Annotated in this window: 21 protein-coding genes and 1 pseudogene; 11 read left to right on the top strand and 11 right to left on the bottom strand. The window is 68.7% G+C overall.

What is annotated here, in order from left to right; translation table 11 throughout:
* Window positions 1–112 precede the first annotated feature (112 nt).
* Entirely contained in the window at window positions 113–703 is a 591-nt protein-coding gene (locus JI752_RS05690) for an alpha-ketoglutarate-dependent dioxygenase AlkB (RefSeq protein WP_216960448.1), read from the top strand.
* Window position 704: 1 nt separating this feature from the next.
* Here JI752_RS05690 and JI752_RS05685 read toward each other — a convergent pair whose 3' ends face one another.
* The 4 genes from JI752_RS05685 to JI752_RS05670 are packed head-to-tail and all read right to left on the bottom strand — an operon-like array spanning window position 705 to window position 4,249.
* A complete protein-coding gene (locus JI752_RS05685) occupies window positions 705–1,391 on the bottom strand; it encodes an ABC-type transport auxiliary lipoprotein family protein (protein ID WP_254200194.1) in 687 nt (228 codons plus the stop codon).
* A complete protein-coding gene (locus tag JI752_RS05680) occupies window positions 1,388–2,314 on the bottom strand; it encodes an MlaD family protein (RefSeq protein ID WP_216960445.1) in 927 nt (308 codons plus the stop codon). Before JI752_RS05680 ends, JI752_RS05685 begins: the two co-directional genes overlap by 4 nt.
* Before the next feature lie 4 nt (window positions 2,315–2,318).
* Entirely contained in the window at window positions 2,319–3,134 is an 816-nt protein-coding gene (locus tag JI752_RS05675; RefSeq protein WP_216960442.1) for an ABC transporter ATP-binding protein, read from the bottom strand.
* Complete coding sequence (locus JI752_RS05670) at window positions 3,131–4,249, bottom strand: MlaE family lipid ABC transporter permease subunit (RefSeq protein WP_216960439.1); 1,119 nt, start codon at window positions 4,247–4,249, stop codon at window positions 3,131–3,133. Before JI752_RS05670 ends, JI752_RS05675 begins: the two co-directional genes overlap by 4 nt.
* A 116-nt stretch (window positions 4,250–4,365) precedes the next feature.
* Between JI752_RS05670 and JI752_RS05665 the strand changes: the two genes are divergently transcribed.
* Window positions 4,366–5,616 (top strand): threonine/serine exporter family protein, encoded by a 1,251-nt coding sequence (locus tag JI752_RS05665; protein ID WP_216960436.1) that lies wholly within the window; start codon window positions 4,366–4,368, stop codon window positions 5,614–5,616.
* 83 nt (window positions 5,617–5,699) lie between these two features.
* Here JI752_RS05665 and JI752_RS05660 read toward each other — a convergent pair.
* The 3 genes and pseudogenes from JI752_RS05660 to JI752_RS05650 form a co-directional block, all read right to left on the bottom strand.
* Window positions 5,700–6,065, bottom strand: a pseudogene (locus JI752_RS05660) (H-NS histone family protein); the annotation flags it as partial.
* Between the two features lie 290 nt (window positions 6,066–6,355).
* Window positions 6,356–8,068, bottom strand: a complete 1,713-nt coding sequence (locus JI752_RS05655; protein ID WP_216960431.1) for a proline--tRNA ligase — start codon at window positions 8,066–8,068, stop codon at window positions 6,356–6,358.
* 122 nt (window positions 8,069–8,190) lie between these two features.
* Entirely contained in the window at window positions 8,191–8,604 is a 414-nt protein-coding gene (locus JI752_RS05650; protein WP_216960428.1) for a DUF4124 domain-containing protein, read from the bottom strand.
* 233 nt (window positions 8,605–8,837) lie between these two features.
* On the opposite strand from JI752_RS05650, the gene pssA reads away from it, so the two are divergent.
* The 4 genes from pssA to JI752_RS05630 all read left to right on the top strand — a co-directional run bounded on the left by pssA (window position 8,838) and on the right by JI752_RS05630 (window position 11,057).
* Complete coding sequence (gene pssA, locus JI752_RS05645; RefSeq protein ID WP_216960425.1) at window positions 8,838–9,611, top strand: CDP-diacylglycerol--serine O-phosphatidyltransferase; 774 nt, start codon at window positions 8,838–8,840, stop codon at window positions 9,609–9,611.
* Complete coding sequence (locus tag JI752_RS05640) at window positions 9,608–9,979, top strand: hypothetical protein (protein WP_216960422.1); 372 nt, start codon at window positions 9,608–9,610, stop codon at window positions 9,977–9,979. Before pssA ends, JI752_RS05640 begins: the two co-directional genes overlap by 4 nt.
* Window positions 9,976–10,470, top strand: a complete 495-nt coding sequence (rimI, locus tag JI752_RS05635) for a ribosomal protein S18-alanine N-acetyltransferase (protein WP_216960418.1) — start codon at window positions 9,976–9,978, stop codon at window positions 10,468–10,470. Before JI752_RS05640 ends, rimI begins: the two co-directional genes overlap by 4 nt.
* A gap of 71 nt (window positions 10,471–10,541) precedes the next feature.
* Window positions 10,542–11,057 carry a hypothetical protein gene (locus tag JI752_RS05630; protein ID WP_216960415.1) on the top strand — a complete coding sequence of 172 codons (516 nt, stop codon included), beginning with the start codon at window positions 10,542–10,544 and terminating at the stop codon, window positions 11,055–11,057.
* Window positions 11,058–11,184: 127 nt separating this feature from the next.
* On the opposite strand, the gene JI752_RS05625 is transcribed toward JI752_RS05630, so the two are convergent.
* The 3 genes from JI752_RS05625 to JI752_RS05615 form a co-directional block, all read right to left on the bottom strand.
* A complete protein-coding gene (locus JI752_RS05625; protein ID WP_216960412.1) occupies window positions 11,185–13,956 on the bottom strand; it encodes a valine--tRNA ligase in 2,772 nt (923 codons plus the stop codon).
* A 92-nt stretch (window positions 13,957–14,048) separates the two neighbouring features.
* Window positions 14,049–14,471: a DNA polymerase III subunit chi gene (locus JI752_RS05620; RefSeq protein ID WP_216960397.1), complete on the bottom strand. Its 423-nt coding sequence runs from the start codon at window positions 14,469–14,471 to the stop codon at window positions 14,049–14,051.
* Between the two features lie 101 nt (window positions 14,472–14,572).
* On the bottom strand, window positions 14,573–16,051 hold the full coding sequence (locus tag JI752_RS05615; RefSeq protein WP_216960395.1) for a leucyl aminopeptidase: 1,479 nt from the start codon (window positions 16,049–16,051) through the stop codon (window positions 14,573–14,575).
* Window positions 16,052–16,354: 303 nt separating this feature from the next.
* Between JI752_RS05615 and lptF the strand changes: the two genes are divergently transcribed.
* Together lptF and lptG are read left to right on the top strand one after the other, a co-directional pair.
* On the top strand, window positions 16,355–17,461 hold the full coding sequence (gene lptF, locus JI752_RS05610; RefSeq protein ID WP_216960392.1) for an LPS export ABC transporter permease LptF: 1,107 nt from the start codon (window positions 16,355–16,357) through the stop codon (window positions 17,459–17,461).
* Window positions 17,458–18,558, top strand: coding sequence for an LPS export ABC transporter permease LptG (gene lptG, locus JI752_RS05605; RefSeq protein WP_216960389.1), 1,101 nt, complete (start codon window positions 17,458–17,460; stop codon window positions 18,556–18,558). The genes lptF and lptG overlap by 4 nt, the downstream gene beginning before the upstream one ends.
* A gap of 59 nt (window positions 18,559–18,617) precedes the next feature.
* Here lptG and JI752_RS05600 read toward each other — a convergent pair whose 3' ends face one another.
* Window positions 18,618–19,091: an RDD family protein gene (locus JI752_RS05600; RefSeq protein WP_216960386.1), complete on the bottom strand. Its 474-nt coding sequence runs from the start codon at window positions 19,089–19,091 to the stop codon at window positions 18,618–18,620.
* Window positions 19,092–19,120: 29 nt separating this feature from the next.
* On the opposite strand from JI752_RS05600, the gene xerD reads away from it, so the two are divergent.
* The 3 genes from xerD (at window position 19,121) to purL (ending at window position 25,831) form a co-directional block, all read left to right on the top strand.
* Window positions 19,121–20,074 carry a site-specific tyrosine recombinase XerD gene (gene xerD, locus JI752_RS05595; RefSeq protein WP_216960383.1) on the top strand — a complete coding sequence of 318 codons (954 nt, stop codon included), beginning with the start codon at window positions 19,121–19,123 and terminating at the stop codon, window positions 20,072–20,074.
* 858 nt (window positions 20,075–20,932) lie between these two features.
* Complete coding sequence (locus tag JI752_RS05590; RefSeq protein WP_216960380.1) at window positions 20,933–21,784, top strand: DsbC family protein; 852 nt, start codon at window positions 20,933–20,935, stop codon at window positions 21,782–21,784.
* A gap of 138 nt (window positions 21,785–21,922) precedes the next feature.
* Window positions 21,923–25,831 (top strand): phosphoribosylformylglycinamidine synthase, encoded by a 3,909-nt coding sequence (gene purL, locus JI752_RS05585; RefSeq protein WP_216960378.1) that lies wholly within the window; start codon window positions 21,923–21,925, stop codon window positions 25,829–25,831.
* The last annotated feature ends 119 nt before the right edge of the window (window positions 25,832–25,950 follow it).

Here is a 25,950-nt window from a genome sequence, read left to right as displayed (position 1 = left end):
TCCGGGACGGGCTGGCGTACAGCGGCTGGCTGAATTCGACATGGATTGTCGCGGGTTTGCGGGGCCGGCGCCAAATCAGCCGCCGACGGGATACGCCGTGTTAGCTTGCCGTATGGTCCTGTCTGCGTTCCCCCTGCCCGATGGGGAGGTCCGCCTGGATTCCCACTGGATGAGTCCCGCCGACGCGGACGCGCTGCTGGCCGCGCTGATGCGACAGGTGCCGTGGGAGGTCCACCGCATCCGCCTGTTCGGCCGGGAGGTCGATTCGCCGCGGCGGAGCTGCTGGATCGGCGACCCCCAGGCGCGCTACCGCTATTCGGGCACCTTGTTCGAGCCACGCCCGTGGCCCGATGCGCTGCGCCCTGTGCGCGAGCGTCTGCAACACGACCTGGGCACGCCCTTCAACAGCGTGCTGGCGAACCTGTACCGCAACGGCGACGACGCCATGGGATGGCACAGCGACAGCGAGCCCGAACTCGGGCCCACGCCTGTGATCGCCTCGGTCAGCCTGGGCGCGACGCGCCGGTTCTCGCTGAAGCATCGCGACGATCCGTCGCGCAAACTGGCGATCGACCTGCCGCACGGCAGCCTGCTGGTGATGTCGGGAACGACTCAGCGCCATTACCGGCACGCGCTGCCGCGCACGGCGCGACCCATCGGGCCGCGCGTCAACCTGACGTTCCGGCGAATCTTTCCCGCGTGACTCAACCCTTCGCGGGCGGTGGCAGCGTGCGGCGGTAGGCTTCGCCGCTCACCAGCGTCCAGCCGGCGATGTCGTGGCCGACGGTCGACAGCGCCTGTTCGAACGCCTGCGCGACATCGGCCACGCCCGTGCTCGCCGCTGGCGTGGCCTGCACGAACACCTTCGAAGCGGCGACCTTCTGTTCGCGCACGTGCAGCAGCTTGGCGCTGACCTCGATCGTCGCCGACGGCACCGCGCCCTGCGCGTAATCGGACTCGAAACGGCGTACTTCGAACAGCAGCTTGAAGTCGGACGCCACGCCGGCACCCTGGCGCGCGACGCCTTGGATGCGGCCGGAGTCCTCCAGCGCGCGCAGCACCGTGTCCACCAGCATGTCCGACGGCGGGCGCGCCCACTGTGCGCCCCGGTAGACCTGCAGCTCGCCCGGCGTGGGTCGAACCGCCATGCGCAGGCTGTCGACGATGCGCGCCGCGATGGGCGGGGCGATCACCAGCTGCCAGTCCACCTTCGGCCAGGCCGGATCGGCCTGCACCTTGGGTTCGGGTGCGTAGATGGTGCTGGTGCTCTTGGGCTTGTCGCTCAGGATCGAGCAGCCGGCGAGCGTCAGCAGCAGGGTCGCGGCCAGCAGGACGCGGGAGTGGTGTCGGGACGTGCGTGCGTTCGTCGTCATTTCGGCGCGCGGAATCATTCGGGTTCGAATTCCTTGGGGCCGTCGCGACCGAGCAGGTAGCGCGTCGGGTTGCCGTCGAGGCGGTCGCTGATCCGGCGCAGGTCGCGCACCAGCGAGCGCAGTTCGGCCAGCGTCGGGCCGAGCTGCGCCAGGCCTTCGTTGGCGAAGCTGTTGATGGCGGCGCGGTTGTCGGTGAGCACGCCGTTGGCGTTGCCGGCCGCCGAATCCAGTCGCGTAAGCGTGCTGTCGAGCTTGGCGATCAGCCCCGGCAGCTTGGCGACGAGTTCGCGATCCACGCTTTGCACCGCGCGGTTGGTGTTGTCGAGCGTGGCCGACAGCTGCTCGCTGGACTTGCGCGCGTTGACGATGAGCGCGCGCAGGTCCTCGCGCTGGCCGGCGATGGAGGCCGTCATCGATTCCACGTTCGCCAGCGTGTTGGACACGCGTTTTACGTTCTCGTCGCTGAGCACCTGATCGAGTCGGGCGACCAGGCGGTTGGCGGTGTCGGCGATGTTCTGCAGCGCCGAGGCTTCGGTCTGGATCACCGGCACTTCGCGGCGGTCCGAATCGGCCAGCAACGGATTGCCCGGGCTGCCGCCGGTGAGCTGGATGAAGGGGCTGCCGGTGATGCCCTGGATCGACAGCTTGGCGCGCGTGTCGGTCTTGACCGGCGCATTGGCCTGCAGGCGCAGCAGCGCGATCACCCGGCGCGGGTCGTCGGGCGCCAGGCTCAGCTTCTGCACCGTGCCCACGGAGATGCCGTTGTATTGAACCGAGCTGCCTTCGGTCAGGCCCGTCACCGGTTCGTTGAACAGCACGGCATAGGTGCGCCATTCCTTTTCCGAGGAGTACTTCGCCGCCCACAGCGCGAACAGCAGCAGGAGCAGCGTGACCAGGATGGTGAAGGCGCCGATGAGGACGTAATTGGCCCGGGTTTCCATGACTTCAGCTCGTCGCTTCGCGGGTGGTGCGTGCAGCTCGTGCACGCGGACCGTGGAAATACTCCTGCACCCACGGGTGGTCGAAACGTTCGACCTCGTCGATGGGCGCGCAGACGATCACCTTGCGGTCGGCCAGCACAGCGACGCGGTCACAGATAGCGTAAAGGGTGTCGAGATCGTGTGTGATCAGGAACACCGTCAGCCCCAGCGCCTGCTGCAGGGTGCGGATCAGGCGGTCGAACGCCGCCGCGCCGATGGGGTCCAGGCCGGCGGTGGGCTCGTCCAGGAACAGCAGCGGCGGATCCAGCGCCAGCGCACGCGCCAGTCCGGCGCGCTTGCGCATGCCGCCGGAGAGCTGCGAGGGCAGCTTGTTCAGCGCATCGGCAGGTAACCCGGCCAGCTTCACCTTCAGCAGGGCCAGTTCGTAACGCAGCGAATCGGGCAGGTCGCCGTGGTATTCCTTCAGCGGTACCTGCACGTTCTCGCCGACGGTGAGCGAGGAGAACAGCGCGCCGTCCTGGAACAGCACGCCGGTATTGCGTTCGATCGCGCGGCGCTGGTCGGCATCGTCGCTCAGTGCGTTCAGTCCGAGCACTTCGATCTCGCCCGCCTGCGGTTCGCGCAGGCCGAGGATCGCGCGCATCAACACCGACTTGCCCGTGCCCGAGCCGCCGACGACGCCCAGGATCTCGCCGGGCCTTACGTCCAGGTCCACGCCGTCGTGCACGATCTGTTCGCCGAAGCGGTTCACCAGGCCGCGCACGCGCACGATCGGCTGCTCCTCGTCGCGCTTGGGGCAGCGGGGATGCAGCGCGTTCAAACGTTCATCTCCATGAACCAGATCGCGAAGAAGGCGTCGAGGATGATCACCATCGAGATCGACTGCACCACGCTGGAGGTCGTGCGTTCGCCGACCGACTGCGCGGTGCCTTCCACCTGCAAACCTTCCAGGCAACCGATCAGGCTGATCAGCAGCGCGAACACCGGCGCCTTCGCCAGCCCGACGAGGAAGTGCCGAAGTTCCATCGTCTCGTGCATGCGCGCCAGGTACTGCTGCGGCGGGATATCGAGGCTGTACGCACCGACGGTGAGTCCGCCGAGCAGTCCGAACACCATCGCGATGAACGTCAGCAGCGGCAACATCACCAGCAGTGCGAGCATGCGCGGAATGACCAGCAGGTCGATCGGGTCCATGCCCAGCGTGCGGATCGCGTCCACTTCCTCGCGGCTGACCATCGCACCGATCTGCGCGGTGAACGCGCTTGCGGTGCGGCCGGCCAGCACGATGGCGGTGAGCAGCACCGCGAACTCGCGCAGGAACGAAATGCTCACCAGCTCGACGACGAAGATTTCCGCGCCGAAGTCGCGCAGGATGTTCGCGCCCAGGAACGCCACCACCGCGCCCACCAGGAAACACAGCAGCGCCACCAGCGGCACGGCATCCAGGCCGACCTGCTCCATGTGGAAGACGGTCGCGGTGGGGCGGAAGCGACCGGGTTCCTTGAACATGCGCAGCAGCTTGACCTGCGTCTCGCCGAGGAACCCGATCAGCGCCAGCGCTTCCTTCCAGTTGTTGTGCACCGCGCGGCCCAGGCGCGCGAGCGCGGCGCTCACGCCGTATTCGCGTTTCTTGCGCGGGCGGTCGTCGGCCACGTCCTCGATCGCCGACACCAGCGCCTGGTGGGACTCGTGGAAGGTGAGCACGTCGAAGTCCAGATCGTTGCGCCGGGCGAAGCGCAGCAACTGCAGCACGCCGACCGAGTCCAGCCGCTCCACGCCGGTGGCGTCGATCGCATCGACCCCGGCGGGCACCGACTTGAGCGCGGCGCCGATGTCCCCGGCGAAGTCCAGCGTCCACGAGCCGGACAGCCGCAACCGCGACGGCGCCCGGCCATCGGCGTCGATCTGCGGCGGGTGCGCGGTCGTTTCCGTCATCAGCGGGCCCTGGAAGCTGCGGCGAGGATAACAGCCTCCGTATCGCGACCGCTGCGAAAGCCACGCGAAGGCGCCGCCCGCTGCCAAGCGGCGCGGCCGCATGCGATGCTTCGCGCATGTCGAATCCGCCGCCCCTGAGCGCCGCCAGCTACGCCGCACGCATCAACTTCGTGATCGAGCTGGCCGAGCGCCTGCACGCCTACGGCACCACCGCGCAGCGCCTGGAGGGCGCGATCAGCGCGGTCGCGCAGCGCCTGCGGCTGGAGTGCGAACCCTGGTCGAACCCGACCGGCCTGATCCTCACCTTCGCCGATCCGCAACGTCCTCCGGGCGAGAGCGACACCACGCGCGTGATCCGTCTGCCGCCCGGCGAGAACGACCTGTACCGGCTGGCCGAAACCGATCGCATCGCCGAGGACGTGATGGCCGGCCGGCTGGGCCTTGCCGAGGCGCATGCGCAGATGAGCGCGCTCGACAGACCGCCGACGCGACGTTTCCGCGCCATGCAGGTGGCGGCCTACGGGCTGGCGGCGACGGGCATCGCCGGCCTGTTGCGACTGCCCTGGCTCGACATCGGCGTGGCCGGCGTCAACGGATTGCTGATCGGCGTGCTGGTGCAATGGTCGGAGACGCATCCGCGCTTCAAGGAAGCGCTGGAAGCGGTGACGGCGATGTTCGCCGCGACCGTGACCTTGCTGGTGGCTTCGTTCGTGGCACCGTTGAACCAGAACACGGTGATCATCGCCTCGCTGATCGTGCTGCTGCCCGGCATGGCGCTGACGAATGCGGTGAACGAACTCACCAGCCAGCACCTGGTGTCGGGCACGGCGCGATTCGCCGGTGCGTTGACGACGGTGCTCAAGCTCGCCATCGGCACGGTGATCGCGCTGTATCTGGCGGACCTGATCGGCCTGCATGCGCAGGTGCGCGCTTCGCGCCCGCAGCCGGAATGGGTGGAGTGGGGCGCGCTGGTACTGGCGGCGTTCGCCTTCGCGGTGCTGTTCCGCGCGCACCGGCGCGACTATCCCAAGGTGATGGCCGCCGCCGCCAGCGGATACCTCATCTCGCGTTACGGCGGGCAGGCGTTCGGCAATCCGGCGGGCATCTTCCTCGCGGCGCTGGTGCTGACGGCCGCCGGCAACGCCTACGCGCGCTGGTGGAACCGGCCCGGCGCGATCCTGCGCGTGCCCGGCATCATCATGCTGGTGCCCGGCAGCGTGAGCCTGCGCGGCTTGCTGACGCTGATCCAGCAGCAGGACATCGACGCCGGCCAGGCGGCACTGCTGGCTGTGCTCAACATCCTGCTGGCGCTCATCGCCGGCCTGCTGTTCGGCAACCTGCTGCTGCCGTCGCGGCGGAACCTCTGAGGGGTTTGGCCGCTTTCGCGTGACCATGAAAAAACCCCGGTCGCCCGGGGTTTTCGGTTTCGAACCGGATCCTGCGATCAGCGGATCAGGAAATCCTCGATTTTCTTCCCCGCGCTGATCTGCGCCGCCATCCAGCGCGGCGGTTTGCCGCGGCCAGCCCAGGTTTCGGACGGATTGGCGGGATTGCGATACTTCGGCGCGACCTTGCCGGTGCTCTTGCCGGCCTTGCGCGACGGCGCCTTGGCGGCCTTGGCCGGCTTGCGTTCGGCCGGTGCCGAGCCACCGAACAACTCGGCGATGGAATAGCCTTCGGCCTTGGCCAGCTGCGTGAGCTTCTTGCGAACCACCGCGATCGGCTTGCGCTTGCTCAGCGTGGTCTTGCGCTTCTTGGCCTGGTTGATGAGCGCGTCGAGTTCCTTCGCCGACAGGGATTCGAGGTTGATCGACATGAGGCCTCCGGGGTGGCGGGGATTTTCGGCGGATTATCGGGAGGATTATCGAAGTCGATAATCGGCGGGTTTTCCCGATGATAGTCGCCGGACTCGCGCGGCGTAAATGCGGGGCGTGTCGTGTCCCTTTCCCGTTGCGGCGACCGAAGGGAGTGCAGAGCGGAGAGGGGCTGGCGCCAAGCGCCAAAAAGGGCGGTGGCGCTGCGCGAAAAGCCGTCCCCTCTCCCTCGCCGCTGCGCGGCTTTCCCTCTCCCGCAGGGGGAGAGGGGTTTGAGTATCGCGGGCGGCGATTACTTCCCGAACTTCGCGAACACGCCCGCGCGGTCGAGGTTTTCCGCCTCGGTGGCGAGGCGGTGGCGGTATTCGAACGTGCCCGCCGCCAGACCGCGTTCGGAAACCACGACGCGGTGCGGGATGCCGATCAATTCCATGTCGGCGAACATCGCGCCCGGGCGCAGGCCGCGGTCGTCCAGCGCGGTCTCGATGCCGGCGGCATTGAGGTCGCGATAGAGCGCCTGCGCGGCCTCGGCCACGGCGGCGTCGTTCTTCGGGTTGATCACGCACACCACCGCCTGCCAGGGCGCCATCGCCTCCGGCCAGACGATGCCGTTCTCGTCGTGGTTCTGCTCGATCGCCGCTGCCACTATCCGCGACACGCCGATGCCGTAGCAGCCCATCACCGGCGTGGTGGCCTTGCCGTTGGAATCGAGCACGGTGAGCTTGAGTGCTTCGGCGTACTTGCTGCCGAGCTGGAACACGTGGCCCACCTCGATGCCGCGCGCGATCGCCAGCGTGCCGCGGCCGTCGGGCGAGGGATCGCCTTCCACGACATTGCGGATGTCGGCCACGACGTCGGCTTCGGGCAGGTCGCGGCCCCAGTTCACGCCGGCCAGGTGGAAGCCCTTTTCGTTCGCGCCGACGACGAAGTCGGCCATCGCCGCGACGCTGCGGTCGGCGATGATGCGGATGGCCTTCTTCGGCTGCACCGGGCCGAGGAAACCGGGCTCGCTGCCGAGGTGTTCGAGGATCTCGGCTTCCGACGCCAGGCGATAACCGGCCAGGCCTTCGATCTTGCCCAGCTTGACCTCGTTGACCGCGTGGTCGCCGCGCACCAGCGCCAGCACGAACTGCGCGGTGCCTTCGGCGTCGGAGCCCATGACGGCCACCGACTTGACCGTGCGATCGAGCGTGATGCCCATCAGCGCGGCGACGTCCTCGCAGGTCTTCTGGTGCGGCGTGTCGACCTTGCGCATCGCTTCGCCCGCCGCGGCGCGCGGGCCGGGCGAGATTGCTTCGGCCAGCTCGACGTTGGCGGCGTAGTCGGAACCGTCGGAGAAGAAGATCGCGTCCTCGCCCGAATCGGCGAGCACCTGGAACTCGTGCGACACCGCGCCGCCGATCGCGCCGCTGTCGGCCGATACCGCGCGGAACTTCAGCCCCAGGCGCGTGAAGATGCGGCCGTAGGTGTCGTACATGTTCTTGTACTCGCGGCCCAGGTCCTCGTCGCTGACGTGGAAGGAGTACGAGTCCTTCATCAGGAACTCGCGCGCGCGCATCACGCCGAAGCGCGGGCGGATCTCGTCGCGGAACTTGGTCTGGATCTGGTAGAAGTTGACCGGCAGCTGCTTGTAGCTGGACAGCTCGTTGCGCGCGAAGTCGGTGATGACTTCCTCGTGCGTGGGGCCGTAGCAGTACCAGGCTTCCTTGCGGTCCTGCATCTTCAAAAGCTGGCCGCCGAACTTCTCCCAGCGGCCGGTTTCTTCCCACAGTTCCTTGGGCTGCACCGCCGGCATCAGCACCTCGATCGCGCCCGCGGCGTTCATTTCCTCGCGCACGGCGCGTTCGACCTTGCGCAGCACGCGCAGGCCCAGCGGCGACCAGGTGTACAGGCCGGCGGCGAGCTTGCGGATCATGCCGGCCTTGAGCATCAGCTTGTGGCTGACGATTTCGGCCTCGGCGGGGGTTTCCTTGCTGGTGTGGAGGTGGAACTGCGACAGGCGCATCGGCGGGGCTTTCGAACGTGAGGGAAGCGGCCATTCTGCCATGCATGGCCGGCCCGGCCGGAGGCCCGGAAACGACGAAGCCGGCCCGCGAGGGGGCCGGCTTCGACGGTATGCGCTGCGGATCAGCTGCCGCTGGAGACGGCCGTGCTCTCGCAATAGGTCTTGATCTGGGCTTCGGCCAGCGCGGTGCGGTTGGCGCGTTCGCTGTCGTTGAGGCTGCGGTCGGGCTTGCCGTCCTTGTCCTCGTCGATGCCGACCTGGCCACCGCCCTGGAGCACCGACAGGTTGCTGCGGGCGTTGGTGCAGTTGGCATTGGCGGCCACCGGCTTGGCTGCCGGCTGAGCGGCCGGCGCGGTGCCGTCCTTGGTGGCGAGGTTGCGACCCTTGATGTCCTGGCCCGGCGGCGGTGCGTCGGAGTAGTGGGTGACGCCCTTCTCGTCCTTCCACTGATAGACCTTGGCAGCGAAGGCCGGGGTGGCGAGGAGCAGGCTCAGGCCGGCCACGAGGCCGGGCAACAGGCGGAACGTCTTGGACATGCGGGGCTCCGGGCTCGGTCGGGCGGGGGAATGGCGCGATTGCAGCACCGCGCCGGGCCCCAGGCAAGCGCCCGCCTCCGGGAGTGTACGCATATGTGGAGGCGGTCTCGTTGTGTTCCGGCACCCGTCGCCGCATGAAGGTGCCGGTCGAAGGGCCGATCGTCTTACACTTTCCTGTCGCGGTCCGCCGCGAGAGCCCCCTCGCCCCATCCGAGATGCCGACAGCCCCCCACATGGACGACACGCAACAGCCCCCGCGACCGCGCGGCCGCGGGATCTACCTGCTGCCCAACCTGTTCACCACCGGCGGCCTGTTCGCCGGCTTCTACGCGATCATCGCCGCGACCCAGGGGCGGTTCGACGACGCCTGCATCGCGGTGTTCGTGGCGGGCATCCTCGACGGGCTGGACGGACGCGTGGCGCGCCTGACCAACACGCAGAGCGAGTTCGGCGTGCAGTACGACTCGCTGGCCGACCTGGTCAGCTTCGGCCTCGCCCCGGCGCTGGTGATGTACCACTGGGCCTTGCAGGAGATGCGGCTGGACGGCGCGATCCCCGGCAAGATCGGCTGGGTGGCGGCATTCCTCTACGCCGCGTGCGCCGCATTGCGGCTGGCGCGCTTCAACTCGCAGGTGGGGCAGGTCGACAAGCGCTGGTTCATCGGCCTGGCCAGTCCAGCCGCGGCGGGCCTGGTCGCCAGCTTCGTATGGACGTGCCACGACCTGGGCTACAGCGGCGAACAACTGCGCTACCTCGCGCTCGGCGTGACCATCACCGCCGGCCTGCTGATGGTCAGTCGCCTGCGTTACTTCAGCTTCAAGGGCGGCGGTCCGCGCCACGATCGCGTGCCGTTCCTCGCCATCGTCGTGGTGCTGGCGGTGGTCGTCGGCATCGCGATCGATCCGCCGCGCGTGCTGCTGGCGATCGGCGCGCTGTATGCGTTGTCCGGGCCGGGTTATGCGATCTTCCGACGCATCCGCCGACCGGCCGTCGAGGCGGCGCCATGAGCGAGCTGTGGACCGCCGAGCAACGCGAATGGCTGCACGCCATGGGCCATGCCGTGTGGTCCGTCGCCTCACCCGAGGCGCGTGCGGCGGAATCGCGGCCCGAAGAACCTTTGGCCGATTCTCCGCGCGGTGGCGGTGCCATGCGCGAAGCGGCGGCGCTGCTCGCGCGCGAGGAACGCCCGGCGTCGCGTTCCGCGCCCCGCACCGCAGACCGGCTGATGCAGGCCCTGATGCGTGCCGCGGCCGGTGTCGATGAAGCAACGCTCGCACGGATGGTCGGCGACGTCTCCGCATTGCGCGGCAACGCCGCCGCCAAGCGCGCGCTGTGGCCGCGCCTGCGCGCGTTGCGCCGGACGACGCAGGCATGAACGCGCGCGCCTCCGACGCGAACCACCGCCCGCTGCAAGGGGCGTTGCGACCGATGCGCGAGGACGACCTGGACGCGGTGCACGCGGTGGAGATCCGGGCGTACGAATTTCCGTGGACGGTCGGCATCTTCCGCGACTGCCTGCGCGCCGATTACCCGGCCTGGGTGATGCAGCACAACGGGCGCATCATCGGTTACTTCCTGATGAGCATCGCCGCCGACGAAGCGCACGTGCTCAACATCTGCATCGACCCGGCCTTTCAGGGCCAGGGGCACGGCCGCCAGCTGCTGCGTGCGCTCATGCACGTCGCGCGCGGCCGCAAGGCCGAACGCGTGTTCCTGGAAGTACGCCCCTCCAATGCCGGGGCGATCGCGCTCTATCACTCCGAAGGCTTCAACGAGATTGGCCGCCGCCCGCGCTACTACCCGGCGCGCGACGGCCGCGAGGATGCGCAGGTGATGGCCATCGAGCTGTTGCCGCCGGAGTTGTAATCGACGGCGAGCCCCTTCGCGACCGCAAAGCTGGCATGCTCGCGGGCAGGGACATGACAGGGGAGTGGAGCATGCGTCGTTCGCACGGATCGCTGCTGTTCGCGCTGGGCCTGATCGCCCAGATGGGCCCGCTCCTGGCCGGTGAGCCCGGCACGGACGCGACCGATCTGGAGCGTGTCGAGGTGATCGATACCCGCGTGCCCATCGTCTGGGAATCGCCTGGTTGCGACCACGAGAAGCTCGGCACGGTGGAAGTCAGCGCCGGCGAGAAGGTCAGCGAGATCACCCATGATCCCAGAGTGCCCACGGTCGAGTACGGCCTGGCCATGGACAAGCTCGCCGATGCCGCGCAGGACAAGGGCGCCAATGCCGTCGTGCTGCGCTTCCACCAGGGCGTGTACTTCACCTACAACGGCAAGCGCAGCCGCAAGCCGGTGTACGTGAAGCTGCGCGGTGGCGCGATCCGCATGACTCCCGAAGCGCTGGCGCAATGCCCGCTGAAGCCGGTGAAGCTGGCGGAACTGGAAGCGCGCTCGCGCGGCAAGCCGGAAAGGGCCTTCTCGAACGATGTGTATGCGAAGGATTGAAAGGCCGCGAACGCAAGACGCGACCCCTCGCCGCATCCGTCCGGAACCGAAGTCGAAGTAGGGCCGGGCCCGCAATAACGCCGTGATCCCGGTTGCGCCCAGCGGCGTAACCGGGTCCCGTAAAGCCTCAGCCCAGCTTTGCCCGCTGCGACGCCAGCGCTTCGCGCTGCAGGTTCCAGTCGGCCAGGCGCTTGCGCTCCTGTTCGACGACGGCGGGCGGTGCGTTGGCGACGAAGGTCTCGCTGGCCAGCTTGTTGTGGCACTTGGCGATCTCGCCGTCGACGCGCTTGAGTTCCTTGTCCAGACGCGCACGCTCGGCGCCGAGGTCCACCAGGCCTTCCAGCGGCACCAGCAACTTCATCTCGCCCACCACCGCGGTGGCCGCGGCCGGCGCGGCATTGGCGTCGTCGAGCACGGCGATCGACTCCAGCCGCGTCAGGAAGCGCAGCTGCGAATCGAAGCGCGCCACGCGCTCGCGGTCTCCGGCGCTGCAATCGGCCACCAGCAGCGGCACGGTCTTGGACGGCGCGACGTTGAGTTCGCTGCGGATCTTGCGCAGCGCGGTGACCATCGCCTTGAGCCACTCCACGTCGGCTTCGGCGGAGGCGTAGTGCTGGCCCGCGAAGTCCGACGACTGCGGATAAGGACGCAGCATGATCGTCTTCTCGGAGACGCCGAGCTTCGGCGCGACCTGCTGCCAGAGCTCTTCGGTGACGAACGGAACCAGCGGGTGCAGCAGCGACAGCAATCGCTCGAGCACGAACAGCAGCGTGTGGCGCGTGCTCGCCGCCGCCGCTGCGTCGTCGCCCTGCAGCGCGGGCTTGGCGAGTTCGACGAACCAGTCGCAGAACTCGTTCCAGGCGAACTCGTACAGCGCCTGCGCGAGCAGATCGAAACGGTAGGACGCGAAGTGCGTCTGCGCTTCGGCGGCGACCGTGGACAGGCGCGAGAGGATCCAGCGCTCGGCGTCGGTGCGCGGTTCGGGCGCGTCGGTGAACTGCGCGTCCTCGGTGTTCATCAGCACGAAACGTGTAGCGTTCCACAGCTTGTTGCAGAAGTTCTTGTAGCCCTCGGCGCGACCCAGGTCGAACTTGATGTCGCGGCCGTGCGTGGCGAGTGCGGAGATCGTGAAGCGCAGCGCATCTGCGCCGAAGGCCGGGATGCCTTCGGGGAATTCCTTGCGTGTGGCCTTCTCGATCTTCTCGGCCAGCTTGGGCTGCATGAGGCCGGTGGTGCGCTTGGCCAGCAGGTCGTCGAGCGAGATGCCGTCGATCAGGTCCAGCGGATCGAGCACGTTGCCCTTCGACTTCGACATCTTCTGGCCCTGCGCGTCGCGGATCAGGCCGGTGATGTAGATGTCGCGGAACGGCACGCGCCCGGTGAAGTGGTCGGTCGTCATGATCATGCGAGCGACCCAGAAGAAGATGATGTCGAAACCGGTGACCAGCACGCTCGACGGCACGTAGCGGTCGAAACCGCGCTCGTCCATCCGCGCCTGGTTCGGCCAGCCCATCGTCGAGAACGGCCACAGCGCGGAGGAGAACCAGGTCTCCAGCACGTCGCTGTCCTGCGACAGGTTCACGCCAGCGCCGAGGCCGTGCTTGGCGCGCACTTCCTCTTCGCTGCGGCCCACGTAGATGTGGCCGTCGTCGTCGTACCACGCCGGGATGCGGTGGCCCCACCAGAGCTGGCGGCTGATGCACCAGTCCTGGATGTTTTCCATCCAGTGGCGGTAGGTGTTGATCCAGTTCGGCGGGACGAACTTCACGTCGCCCTTTTCGGCCAGTTCGAGGCCGCGCGCGCCGAAGCCGTCCATCTTCACGAACCACTGGTCGGTGAGGTAGGGCTCGATCACCTGGTTGGTGCGGTCGCCGCGCGGCACCTGCAGCTTGTGCGGCTTGGTTTCCACCAGGCGGCCTTCGGCTTCCAGATCGGCGAGCACGACCTTGCGCGCCTCGTAGCGATCGAGACCGCGGTACTTGTCGGGCGCGTTGTCGTTCACCGCCGCATCGGGGGTGAAGATGTTGATCATCGCCAGGCCGTGGCGCTGGCCGACGGCGTAGTCGTTGAAGTCGTGCGCGGGCGTGACCTTCACCACGCCGGTGCCGAATTCACGATCGACGTAATCGTCGGCGATGACCGGGATTTCGCGGCCGGTCAGCGGCAGCGTGACGGTTTTGCCGATCAGATGCGTGTAGCGCTCGTCGAGCGGATGCACCATGACCGCGACGTCGCCGAGCATGGTTTCCGGACGCGTGGTGGCGACGACGAGCTCGCCGCTGCCGTCGGTCAGCGGATAGCTGATCGACCACAGGAAACCGTCCTCTTCTTCGTTCACCACTTCCAGGTCGGAGATCGCGGTCTTCAGCACCGGGTCCCAGTTGACCAGGCGCTGGCCGCGGTAGATCAGGCCTTCTTCGTGCAGTCGCACGAAAGCCTCGACCACGGCTTCGGCGGCCATCGGGTCCATCGTGAAGACGCTGCGCGACCAGTCGCCGGACGTGCCCAGGCGGCGCATCTGCCGCTCGATGGTGTCGCCGGACTGCTGCTTCCACTCCCAGACCTTCTCGATGAAGCCGTCGCGGCCGAGCTGGTCCCGCGTGATGCCTTCGCGTCCGAGGTTGCGCGCGACGACCATTTCCGTCGCGATGCCCGCGTGGTCGGTGCCCATCTGCCACAGCGCATCGAAGCCGCGCATGCGGTGGTAGCGGATCAGCGCGTCCATCAGCGTGTGCTGGAACGCGTGGCCCATGTGCAGCGTGCCGGTGACGTTGGGCGGCGGCAGCAGGATCGAGTACGGCTCGCCCTCGCCGCGCGGCTGGAATACGCCGCTGCGCTCCCACTCTTCGTACAGGCGGGTTTCGAACTGCTTGGGATCGTAGGAGGAGGCGAGGGACATGGGAGCGGGGATTCGATATTCGGGATTCGGGATTCGTAAGAGCGCCGGCCGGGTGGGGCGAATCTCGAATCCCCAATCCCGAATCCCGGCACTTACATGTCGTACTTCTTCAATTCCAGTCCGCGCGCCTGGTACTGCTTCCAGCGCTCGCGCAGCGGGCCGCGCGCGGAGTCGTCGGCGGGTACCACTTCGAGCACGCGCTCGAAGCTGCCGTTGACCGGGTCGTCGCGCAGATTGATCACCAGTGCACGCATCGGCGTGTCGCTGTCGGGCGTGGCGATGAGCACGGGCGTGAGCTCGTCTTCCTCGTCGCCGGCCACCTGGTGCGGGATGTACGCGTCGGCGTCGAATTCCCACATCAGTTCGTCCAGCCGCTGCGCCTGTTCGTCGTCACGCGCCAGCACCAGCGTCCACAGATTGGCGTCGTGCGCCTTGCGCGCGAGTTCGCACACCAGCAGGAGCGGCTCCTCGCGGAAGCGCTCCTTCTGGATCAGGTAGAAATCGGCACGCGCCATAGATGGGATTCGTGATTCGGGATTGGAGATTCGCAAAGGCGGGATGCGGGCGGTGGGACTCGCGAGCGGTTTGCGCTCTTGCGAATCCCGAATCCCCAATCTCAAATCCCGGTTCGGTCCAGCAACCACTGGCTCAGCAGGCCGACCGGTCGGCCGGTCGCCATGCCGCGCTTGCCTTCGTCCGACGCGGAGCCGGCGATGTCCAGGTGCGCCCAGCGCTGGCCTTCGGCGAAGCGGCCGAGGAAGCAGCCGGCCGTGATGGCGCCGGCCCAGCGGCCGCCGATGTTGTAGACGTCGGCGAAGCTGGATTCCAGCAGCGTCTGGTACTCGTCCCACAACGGCAGGCGCCAGGCGCGGTCGAACACGTTCTCGCCGGCGTCGATGAGTTCGGCGGCCAGGTCGTCGTGCTTGCTCATCAGGCCCGAGGCGAACTTGCCCAGCGCGACCATGCAGGCGCCGGTGAGCGTGGCCACGTCGACCAGCGCCTGCGGTTCGAAACGCTGCGCGTAGGTCAGCGCGTCGCACAGGATCAGGCGGCCTTCGGCGTCGGTGTTGCCGACTTCGATCGTCTTGCCGGACATGCTGGTGAGCACGTCGGACGGACGGTACGCGTCGGCGTCGGGCATGTTCTCCACGGCCGGCACGATGACGACGAGGTTGATCGGCAACTGCATGCCCACCGCTGCGACGAAGGTGCCCATGACGGTGGCGCCACCGCACATGTCGTACTTCATCTCCTCGATGCCGCCCTGCGTCTTGAGGTTGATGCCGCCGGTGTCGAAGGTGATGCCCTTGCCGACCAGCACGAACGGCTTCGCGTCGCCGCCGTTGCTGTACTTCAGGACGATGAGCTTGGGCGGGTTGGCCGAACCGCGGCCGACGGCCAGCAGCGAGCCCATGCCCAGTTCGGTCATCTGCGCGACGTCGAGGACCTCGCACGACGCGGTCGGGAAGCGGCCGGCGAATTCCTGCGCCTGCTGCGCCAGGTAGGCCGGGTTGCAGATGTTCGGCGGCAGGTTGCCCAGCTCGCGCGAGAACTGCACGCCGGCGGCGATGGCCTGGCCGTGGGCCAGCGCGGTGGCATCCTCGCCCAGCACGGAGAACGTGCGCAGGCCCGGTTCTTCCTTCTTGCGCGAGGTGCCCAGCGTGGCGGTGTAGCGGTAGCAGGCGTGGTCGGCGGCGATCACGGCCTGGCGGATGTTCCAGGCGTTGTCGCGGCCGGCGACGGTGAGCTCGGACAGGGTGAACACCGCCGTCGCCACCGGGCCGCTGCGCAGCGTGCGGGCGGCATCGCCCACGGCCTTGAGGTACTGGGGCACGCCGAACTTGGTGGCATCGCCCAGGCCGATCACCAGCACGCGCGGCGCAGTCACGCCCGGCAGGTCGTGCAGCAGTGCGGTCTTGCCGGTCTTGCCGCTGGCGTCGCCGCGCTCGAGCAGCGCACGAATGCGGCCGCCGCTGGCCTCGTCGATGGCCTTCGCCGCGGGCGTCAGGCTGTTGTCGGCGAAGGCGCCGATCACGATGCAGTCAGTGTGGGCGGCGGCAGGCGCGTCGCGGTTCAGGTCGAATTCGAGGGCCATCCAACAGATTCCCGAAGCAGATTGAAGAGTCAGTTACGTACAATCGAGCGGTGAGGGGGATGTTTGTTCCCGGGCCGCGCGTTGCGCAGCCACCTCACGCCCTCGGACGAACCCCCGATTCTAGCAGGCCACCGAACCCGGCCCGCGGACCCGCGGGCTCCGGGGCTGGTGAAGGTTCAAGCGTATGCGGCGCGACGGCGCGGGCGGGCTTCCCGGCCCTGGCCGGCGAAGACGCGCCGCATGCGCCGGCTGCCCCACACTGGCCCGTCCCCCAACCCGATCGCACCCGGCCGAACCGACTCAATGCTCAAGCTGGACCGCTACCTCATCAGCGAATTCGCCCAGTCGATCTTCGCCACCCTGGCCGTGCTGCTGATCGTCACCGTCGGCGGCGCCTTCACCGACGTGCTGCAGGACATCGCCCGCGGCCGCGTGCCGGCTGGGCTGATGCTCGCCCAGCTCGGACTGGTGCTGCTCAAGTGGCTGCCGCTGATCCTGCCGCTGGCGCTGATGCTGGGCCTGATGATGGGCGTGGGCCGGCTTTATCGCGATTCGGAGATGCCGGTCATCTCCTCGATCGGCGTGGGCCCCAAGCGGATGCTCAAGCCGCTGCTGCTGGTCGTCGGTCCGCTCGTGGGCGTCGTGGCGGCCTGCTCGCTTTGGCTGGGGCCCTGGGCCGACCGCGTCTCCAGGCAGATGATCAACGACGCCAACCGCAGCCTGGTCATGGCCGGACTGGAGCCGGGCTCCTTCACCGGCATTCCCAACGGCGGCGGCGTGATCTACGTCTCCAACATGTCCAAGGACGGCAGCGGGCTGGAGAAAATCTTCGTCTACCGCGACGCCGGCGAGAACCGCATCGACGTGGTCACCGCCAACGACGGCAAGCTCACGGTCGATGAGGCGGGCCATCGTTACCTCACGCTCAACAAGGGCTTCCAGATCGAAGGCCAGCGCGAAGGCGCGCAGGACTTCCGCCTGCTGCGCTACGCGCGCAACGAAATCCTCCTGCCCGCCAACGAGATGCGTTACGACCCGGACGACCCGGAAACGCAGTCGACCCTCACCCTGCTCGGCGACAACAGCCGCGAGGCACGCGCCCAGCTGCACTACCGCATCGCCCCGCCGCTGCTGGCGCTGGCCTTCGCGCTGATGGCGGTGCCGCTGGCGCGCAGCATGCCGCGCCAGGCCCGTTACGGCCGCATCCTCATCGGCTTCCTCGCCTATCTGATCGGCCAGAACCTGATGACCGCCGGGCGCGGCTGGCTGGAAAGCGGCCGCATCGCCAGCGTCCTGGGGCTGTGGTGGCTGGTGGTGCCGATCATGGCGATCGCCCTGTGGCTGTACTTCACCGACGGTCGCCTGGGCCGGCGCAAATCCGCGGCCGCAGTCACGGGGGCGACGCCATGAAGCCGTTCCCGAAGCTCCACGACCTCTATGTCGGCCGCACCGTGTTGGGCACGGTGGCGCTGACCTGGGCGGTGCTCGCGGGCCTGGACGTGATGCTCGGCCTGGTGAGCGAGTTCGGCGACATCGGCAAGGGCAAGTACGGCCTGTCCGAAGCCTTCGTCTACATGGCGCTCAGCGTTCCGCGACGCCTGTATTACCTGTTCCCGTACGCGGCGGTGATCGGCTCGCTGATGGCGCTGGGCCAACTGGCCGCGACGTCTGAGCTGACCGCGCTGCGCGCGCTCGGCCTGTCGCGTCGCCGACTGGGCCTGGCGGTCGCGGGCGCGTTGGCACTGCTGACGGCGCTGATGGTCATCAACGGCGAGAGCATCGCGCCGTGGACGCAGCAGCGTGCCGACGCACTGAAGGCGAACGCCAAGTCCGGCAACACGGTGATGGCGCAGTACAGCGGCCTGTGGGCGCGCGAGGGCGAGACCATCCTCAGCGCGGCCGGCGGACAGGAACGCGAGCGCAATGGCGACCGCTGGCTCGAACTGCACGGCGTCACGCTGTTCGAGTTCGCGCCCGATGGGCACATGCATTCGATGGCTTACGCGCGCATCGCCGAACACCGCCCCGGCGGTTGGCTGCTGCGCGACGTGACCCGCACGCATTTCGAGGAACGTTCGGTCCGCCAGGAAAAAATCCCGGAGGAGCGCTGGAAGTCGCAGCTCGACGCCGCCGCGTTGTCGGCGGGGACCGAACGACCGCGCTATCTCTCCGCGATGGACCTGCGCAATGCGATCCAGTACCGCAAGCGCAACGACCTGGATGCGTCGGAGTTCGAAGAGCACTACTGGGGCCGCTGGTTCTACCCGATCAACGTGCTGGCGCTGTGCCTGGCGGCCGTGCCGTTCGCCTTCGGCACGCTGCGCAGCGGCGGCATGGGCAAGCGGTTGTTCATCGGCATCGTGTTCTCGCTCATCTTCTGGCAGTTGCAGACACAAGCGGTCGGATTGGCGAAGGTGGTGAAGTTCGATCTTCGGTTCGCCTACCTGCTGCCAACGATCATCATGCTCGCGGTGTCGTACTTCCTGTTCAAACGCCGGTCGGGTTGAAGAAAAAAGGGCGCCGATGGCGCCCTTTTTTTGCGAGTAGATCAAAAGACGGCAGTGCGCTACTTCACCTGCTTCGCCATCCGCACCATCCGCGTCCCACTCGCGCGGTCGTGCCAGGTAAGGCGGTCGCGGTCGAACCACGCCCACCAAAAGCCCAGCCCGCCCAGAAGCAACGAGACGGTTCCGACGGCGTAACGCAGCCACAGCGCGCGCCACGTCGGCGAAGCAATCCCATCCGCACCCACCACCTTCAATCGCCACGGACGCATGCCCAGCGTCTGCCCGCCGCGGCGCCAGCTCGGCAACGCATAGGCGGCGGTGATGAGCCAGCACACCAGCCACAGCAGCCATTGCAGACCGCTGAAGGGCGCGATGTTTTCGCGGCTTGCATGCCCGCTCAGCGTGAAGCCGACGGTGAACACCAGCGAGGCGAGCATCCACAACGCGAGCACCGGCCACAGGTCGTAGACCATCGCGAGCAAGCGCCAGCCGATGAGCGCGGAAGGACGGGGAGAAGTGGGAGCCGATGCCATCGCATCAGGATAGCCGCTAAGCTGCGGCGATGACTGCACGCACGCCTGCGCAACGCCGCACCATCGCCATGGCGTTGCCGGAACTGGCCGATGCCGATGCGGCGCAGATCGGCCGCTTCCTCGATGCGATCTGGGCCGAGAACGGCCTCGCCCAGCCCACGCTGGACAGCTACCGGCGCGACCTCGAACTGCTCGCGCGCTGGCGTGGTTCACGCAATGGCGGGCTCGACGGGGCCGATCGCGCTGCGCTGTTCGACTACCTCGCCTGGCGTTCGAAGCAGGGCTATTCGCCCCGCAGCAATGCGCGCCTGCTGTCCGCGCTGCGTGCCTATTACGCGTGGCTGGTGCGCCGCGGCGCGCGAGGCGACGACCCGACCGCGCTGCTCGACCCGCCCAAGCTGCCGCGTTCGTTGCCCAAGGCCCTGGCCGAAAGCCAGATCGAGGCACTGCTGGCCGCGCCCGACATCGCCACGCCGCTGGGCCTGCGCGACCGCGCGATGCTGGAGCTGATGTACGCCGCCGGCCTGCGCGTGAGCGAACTGGTGAACCTGCCCGCCACCGCGGTGAACCTGCGCCAGGGCGTGCTTCGCGTGATGGGCAAGGGCAGCAAGGAACGCCTGGTTCCGCTGGGCGAGGAAGCGCAGCACTGGCTCGAACGCTACCTGGCGCAGTCGCGCCCGCAGATCGCCGGCAAGCGCGCGTTGGCGCCGCTGTTCCTGGCCGTGAGTGGTGAGGTGCCGACGCGGCAGCAGTTCTGGCAACTGGTGAAGAAGTACGCCGCGTTGGCCGGCATCGATCCGGCGCGGATCAGCCCGCACGGACTGCGCCACAGTTTCGCCACGCACCTGCTCAACCACGGCGCCGACCTGCGCGCGCTGCAGATGCTGCTGGGGCACAGCTCGCTGTCCACGACGCAGATCTACACGTTGGTGGCGCGGGAGCAACTCAAGCAACTGCACGCGAAGCACCATCCTAGGGGGTGAGGCAGGCCGCTTACGCGGCACTGCCGCGTGGCCTGCCGAACGCCCGGCCATGGATGGCCGGGCCGGGCGACCCGGAGCCGGTCGCGTGCCGCCATGGACGGCAACGGCAACCAGCTCGAAGCCCTTGCATACGCGGCACTGCCGCGTGGCCTGCCGAACGCCCGGCCATGGATGGCCGGGCCGGGCGACCCGGAGCCGGTCGCGTGCCGCCATGGACGGCAACGGCAACCAGCTCGAAGCCCTTGCATACGTGGCACTGCCGCGTGGCCTGCCGAACGCCCGGCCATGGATGGCCGGGCCGGGCGACCCGGAGCCGGTCGCGTGCCGCCATGGACGGCAACGGCAACCAGTTCGAAGCCCTTGCATACGTGGCACTGCCGCGTGGCCTGCCGAACGCCCGGCCATGGATGGCCGGGCCGGGCGACCCGGAGCCGGTCACGTGCCGCCATGGACGGCAACGGCAACCAGCTCGAAGCCCTTGCATACGCGGCACTGCCGCGTGGCCTGCCGAACGCCCGGCCATGGATGGCCGGGCCGGGCGACCCGAAGCGGGTCACGTGCCGCCATGGACGGCAACGGCAACCAGCTCGAAGCCCTTGCATACGCGGCACTGCCGCGTGGCCTGCCGAACGCCCGAAGCCTCCCACTTCCCGCTGTCATCCCGGCGCAGGCCGGGACCCAGGCCCGCAGTCCCGCGGCCCCGGTGCATGGCCCCTCCGTTCCCCGCCAGAACCCTGCAGAACTTCCGCTCCTGAACACCACTCTCGCCTGGGACCAACGACACGCGCCCCGCCGCCCCTGCGTGCCACAATCGGCCATTCCCCCAGCGGCCCCGGGCTGCCCCGACAGGATTCCTGAATGAAGCGACTCGTCCTTGCCGTGCTCGGCGCCATCAGCCTCTCTGCCTGCGCCCAGGCGCCCAGCGGAACCGCCGCGCAGGCGCCCACCGCCGCGAGCGCCCCGGTGAAGCAGGCCGCCGCGCCCAAGCCGGCCGCGGGAACGCCGGAGGCTCGCGCCATCGAGGCCGTGCGCAGGCTCAACCCGCAGGTCCAGGTCGACCACGTGACCGCCGCGCCGATGCCCGGCTTCCGCGAGGCCATCGTCAGCGGCCAGGTCGTCTATGTCAGCGACGACGGCCGCTACCTGTTCCTGCCCGGTTCCGGCGGCGCGCTGTTCGACGTCGCCGCGAAAAAGAACCTGAGCGAGGACGCGATGGCCGCCGTGCGCCGCGACCTGCTCGGCACCATTCCCACCAGCGAGCGCATCGTCTTCTCGCCGGCCAAGCCCAAGTACACCGTCACCGTCTTCACCGACGTGGAGTGCGGCTACTGCCGCAAGCTGCACAGCGAGATCGCCGAATACAACCGGCAGGGCATCGCCATCGAATACCTGGCCTTCCCGCGCATGGGCCTGGGCAGCGAGGACTACCGCAAGATGGTAGCCGTGTGGTGCGCGCCGGACCGCCGCAAGGCGCTGACCGATGCCAAGAACGACCGCGGCCCGACCAAGGCCGACTGCAAGTCGAGCGTGAACCAGCAGTACGACGTGGGCCAGCGCGTCGGTCTGACCGGCACGCCGATGATCCTGACCCGCGAGGGCGTCCAGCTCGGCGGCTACATCCCGCCGGCCGCCCTGCGCGAGGCGCTGGACAAGCTGGCGGCAGAGCAGGCGCATACCGCCTCGGCCACGCCCGCCAAACCGGGCGCCTGAAACCTCCGACAGACCCACCGACGCCGCCCCTACGGGCGGCGTCGGCGTTTCCGGACCCCACATCGGTCAGGTTCCGGCGTGGGGCAGGCGGGCGCTTTGAGTACAATGGCGGGCCCGACGTTGCACGGTTCCCCGGACATGATCGTCCTCGAGGGCGCTTCCGCCCTGTCGCCGTTCCGCCTGGAACGGCTCCAAGCCCGCCTGCAAGCCCTCCATCCGTCCATCCGCGTCCTCGGCGCCTGGCCCGTTTACTGGGTCGAGCCGGAGGCCGGTGCAACGCCCGATCCGGATGCGCTGCGTCGCATCCTCCAGGCCGAGCCCGCCGAGGCACCTCGCGCGCCGGAGGCGATTTCCCGCTACGTCACGCCGCGCCTGGGCACGCTTTCGCCCTGGGCGAGCAAGTCGACCGAGCTCCTCCACGGCGCCGGTCTGCCGGTCAAGCGCGTGGAGCGCGGCACCCGGTTCGACCTGACCGGCTGGCCGGCCGACGCGCCCACGCAGGGCGCGCTGGCGAAGGTGCTGCACGACCCGATGACCCAGTCGCTGCTGGACGCACGCGAGGACGCCGTCGCGCTGTTCTCCGTGCCGGCCCGCGGCGAACTGGAGCGCATCCCCCTGGTGGACCTGGAACTGGCGAACACGCGCCTGGGCCTGGCCCTGGCCGAAGACGAGATCGCCTACCTGCGCGAGCGCTACACCGCGCTCGGCCGCGAGCCGGCGGACGTCGAGCTGATGATGTTCGCGCAGGCCAACTCCGAGCACTGCCGCCACAAGATCTTCAACGCGTCCTGGACCATCGACGGCGTCGAGCAGACCACGTCGCTGTTCAAGATGATCAAGCACACGCACGCGACCACGCCCGAGCACACGCTCTCGGCTTACAGCGACAACGCCGCGGTGGTGGAAGGCTACGCCAGCCGCCGCTTCCGTCCGGACCCGCTCACGCACGCGTACCGCGAGGAAGCGCAGGTCGATTCGGCCTTCGCGATCAAGGTCGAAACCCACAACCATCCCACCGCGATTGCGCCGTTCCCGGGCGCATCCACCGGCAACGGCGGCGAGATCCGCGACGAAGGCGCGACCGGGCGCGGCGGCCGTCCCAAGGCCGGCCTGTGCGGTTTCAGCGTCTCGCACCTGCGCATCCCGACGCTGCCGCAGCCGTGGGAACGCGAGCGTTCGCTCAACCCGCGCATGGCCTCGGCGCTGGAAATCATGCTCGACGGCCCGATCGGTGCCGCCGCGTTCAACAACGAATTCGGCCGCCCGAACCTGGCGGGTTACTTCCGCAGCTTCGAGCTCGACGAAGGCACGCACGCCCGCGCGTACGACAAGCCGATCATGCTCGCCGGCGGCCTGGGCGCCATCGACCGCGTGCAGGTGAAAAAGCTCGGCCTGCAGCCGGGCGATGCGGTGATCGTGCTCGGCGGCCCGGCCATGCTGATCGGCCTGGGCGGCGGTGCCGCCAGTTCGGTGGCCTCCGGCGACAGCCACGAGGAACTCGATTTCGCCAGCGTGCAGCGCGACAACCCGGAAATGGAGCGTCGCGCGCAGGAAGTCATCGACCGCTGCGTCGCGCGCGGCGAGGACAACCCCATCGCCACCGCGCACGACGTCGGTGCCGGCGGCCTGTCCAACGCGATTCCCGAACTGCTCCACGACTCCGGCCTGGGCGGCATCATCGACCTGGCCAAGGTGCCCAGCGACGATCCGTCGCTGTCGCCGATGCAGCTGTGGTGCAACGAATCGCAGGAACGCTACGTGCTCGGCATTCCCGCCGATCGCGTCGAAGAGTTCGCCGCGATCTGCGCCCGTGAGCGGTGCCCGTTCGCGGCCGTCGGCTTCGCCACGGCGGAAGAGCGCTTGGTCGTCGGCTACGGCGCCACGCGCGAGACCGCGCGCGAAGCCGGCCGCGACTGGCCGATCGACCTGCCCATGGACGTGCTGTTCGGCAAGCCGCCGAAGATGCACCGCGACGCGCGCCACCCGCCCGCCGCGCCGTGGCCGGCGCTGCGCTGGGACGGCCTGGAACTGCGCGACGCCGCGCTGCGCGTGATGGCGCACCCGGCGGTCGCTTCGAAGAACTTCCTGATCACCATCGGCGACCGCACCGTCGGCGGCCTGACCGCGCGCGACCAGATGATCGGCCCGTGGCAGCTGCCGGTGGCCGATTGCGCGATCACTTTCGCCGGCTTCGACGGTTTCGTCGGCGAGGCGATGGCGATCGGCGAGCGCACGCCGCTGGCGTTGATCGACGCCGCCGCCGCCGCGCGCATGGCCGTGGGCGAGGCGATCACCAACCTGTGCGCCGCGCCGGTGGAATCGCTCAACCGCATCAAGCTGTCCGCCAACTGGATGGCCGCCGCCGGCCACGACGGCGAGGACGCGCGCCTGTTCGACGCGGTGAAGGCCGTGGGCCTGGAGCTGTGCCCGGAACTCGACCTCAGCATCCCGGTCGGCAAGGACTCGCTGTCGATGCAGGCGCAGTGGCATGCCGACGGCAAGGCGCACAAGTCGGTGTCGCCGGTGTCGCTCATCGTCAGCGCCTTCGCGCCGGTGGTCGACGTGCGCGCGCAGCTCACGCCGCTGCTCGCGCGCGAAGAAGAAAGCGAGCTGTGGCTGATCGGCCTGGGCGCCGGCAAGCAGCGCCTGGGTGGTTCGGTGCTGGCCCAGTGCCACCCCGAAGCGGCCGACGGCAACGGCACGCTGCCGGCGTTCGCCGGCGCGCTGGGCGTGCCTGACCTCGACAACCCGCAGCGCCTGCGCGACTTCTTCGAACTCATCCGCGACGCGCGCGAGGCCGGCATCGCCAAGGCCTACCACGACCGTTCCGACGGCGGCGCGTTCGCTGCGCTGTGCGAGATGGCGTTCTGCTCGCGCACGGGCCTCGACATCAACCTGGACGGCTGGGGCGACGATCCCTTCCGCACGCTGTTCAACGAGGAGCTCGGTGCGATCGTGCAGGTGTCCGTCGAGGACCGCGCGGAGTTCGCCGACCTCGTCGCGCGTCACGGCCTGATCGACTGCGCCCAGCGCATCGCCAAGCCGACCACGGCGCCGGTGATCCGCGTGCGCGACGAAGGCAAGACGCTGGTCGAATGGCGCTGGGAAGAACTTTTCGACGCCTGGTGGGCCACCAGCCATGCGCTGCAGAAGCTGCGCGACAACCCGGAAGGCGCCGACGAGGAACGCACGGTCGCGCGCGACTTCAACGCGCCGGGCCTGAAGCCGAAGCTGACCTTCGCTGCCGCCGACGACGTCGCCGCACCGTTCATCAACACCGGCGTGCGTCCGCGCGTGGCGATCCTGCGCGAGCAGGGCGTCAACGGCCAGGTCGAAATGGCGTTGGCGTTCACGCGCGCCGGCTTCGAAGCGGTCGACGTGCACATGAGCGACCTCATCGCCGGCCGCTTCGACCTGGCCGACTTCAAGGGCTTCGCCGCCTGCGGTGGCTTCAGTTACGGCGATGTGCTCGGCGCGGGTCGTGGCTGGGCGACGTCGGTGCTGGAGCGCAGCGCGCTGCGCGATGCCTTCGCCGCGTTCTTCGCGCGTGAAGACAGTTTCTCGCTGGGCGTGTGCAACGGCTGCCAGATGCTCTCGCAGCTCAAGCCCATCATTCCGGGCGCCGAGCACTGGCCGAAGTTCCTGCGCAACCGCAGCGAGCAGTTCGAAGCACGCCTGGGCCTGCTGGAAGTCGTCGAGTCGCCGTCGCTGTTCTTCCGCGGCATGGCCGGCTCGCGCATCCCGGTGGCGGTGGCGCATGGCGAAGGTCGTGCGGATTTCGACAGCTCGCTGGACCAGTCGGCCGCGCACGTCTCGCTGCGCTACATCGACGGCAACGGCAACGTGGCCACGCGCTATCCGCTCAACCCGAACGGCTCGCCCGACGGCATCACCGGCCTGACCAGTGCCGACGGCCGCGCGACGATCCTGATGCCGCACCCGGAACGCACCCTGCGCAGCGCCAACCTGAGCTGGGCACCGGCCGAGTGGGGCGAGGATTCGCCGTGGATGCGGATGTTCCGCAACGCGCGGGTCTGGGTGGGCTGAGCGGCGTCCTTCGCTATGTCAGCCGCAATGGAAGCGGCTGTAGCAAGGGAAGTGCCATCCCTCTCGCCTTGAAGCGACCGTAGGGAGTGCAGAGCTGAGAGGGACAGGCCGCCGAAGGC

This window comes from Lysobacter sp. MMG2 (assembly GCF_016735495.2).
In the GTDB taxonomy this organism is placed as follows: domain Bacteria; phylum Pseudomonadota; class Gammaproteobacteria; order Xanthomonadales; family Xanthomonadaceae; genus Lysobacter_J.
The sequence above is the reverse complement of the archived record's forward strand: the minus strand, read 5'-3'. Positions and strand labels throughout refer to the sequence as shown.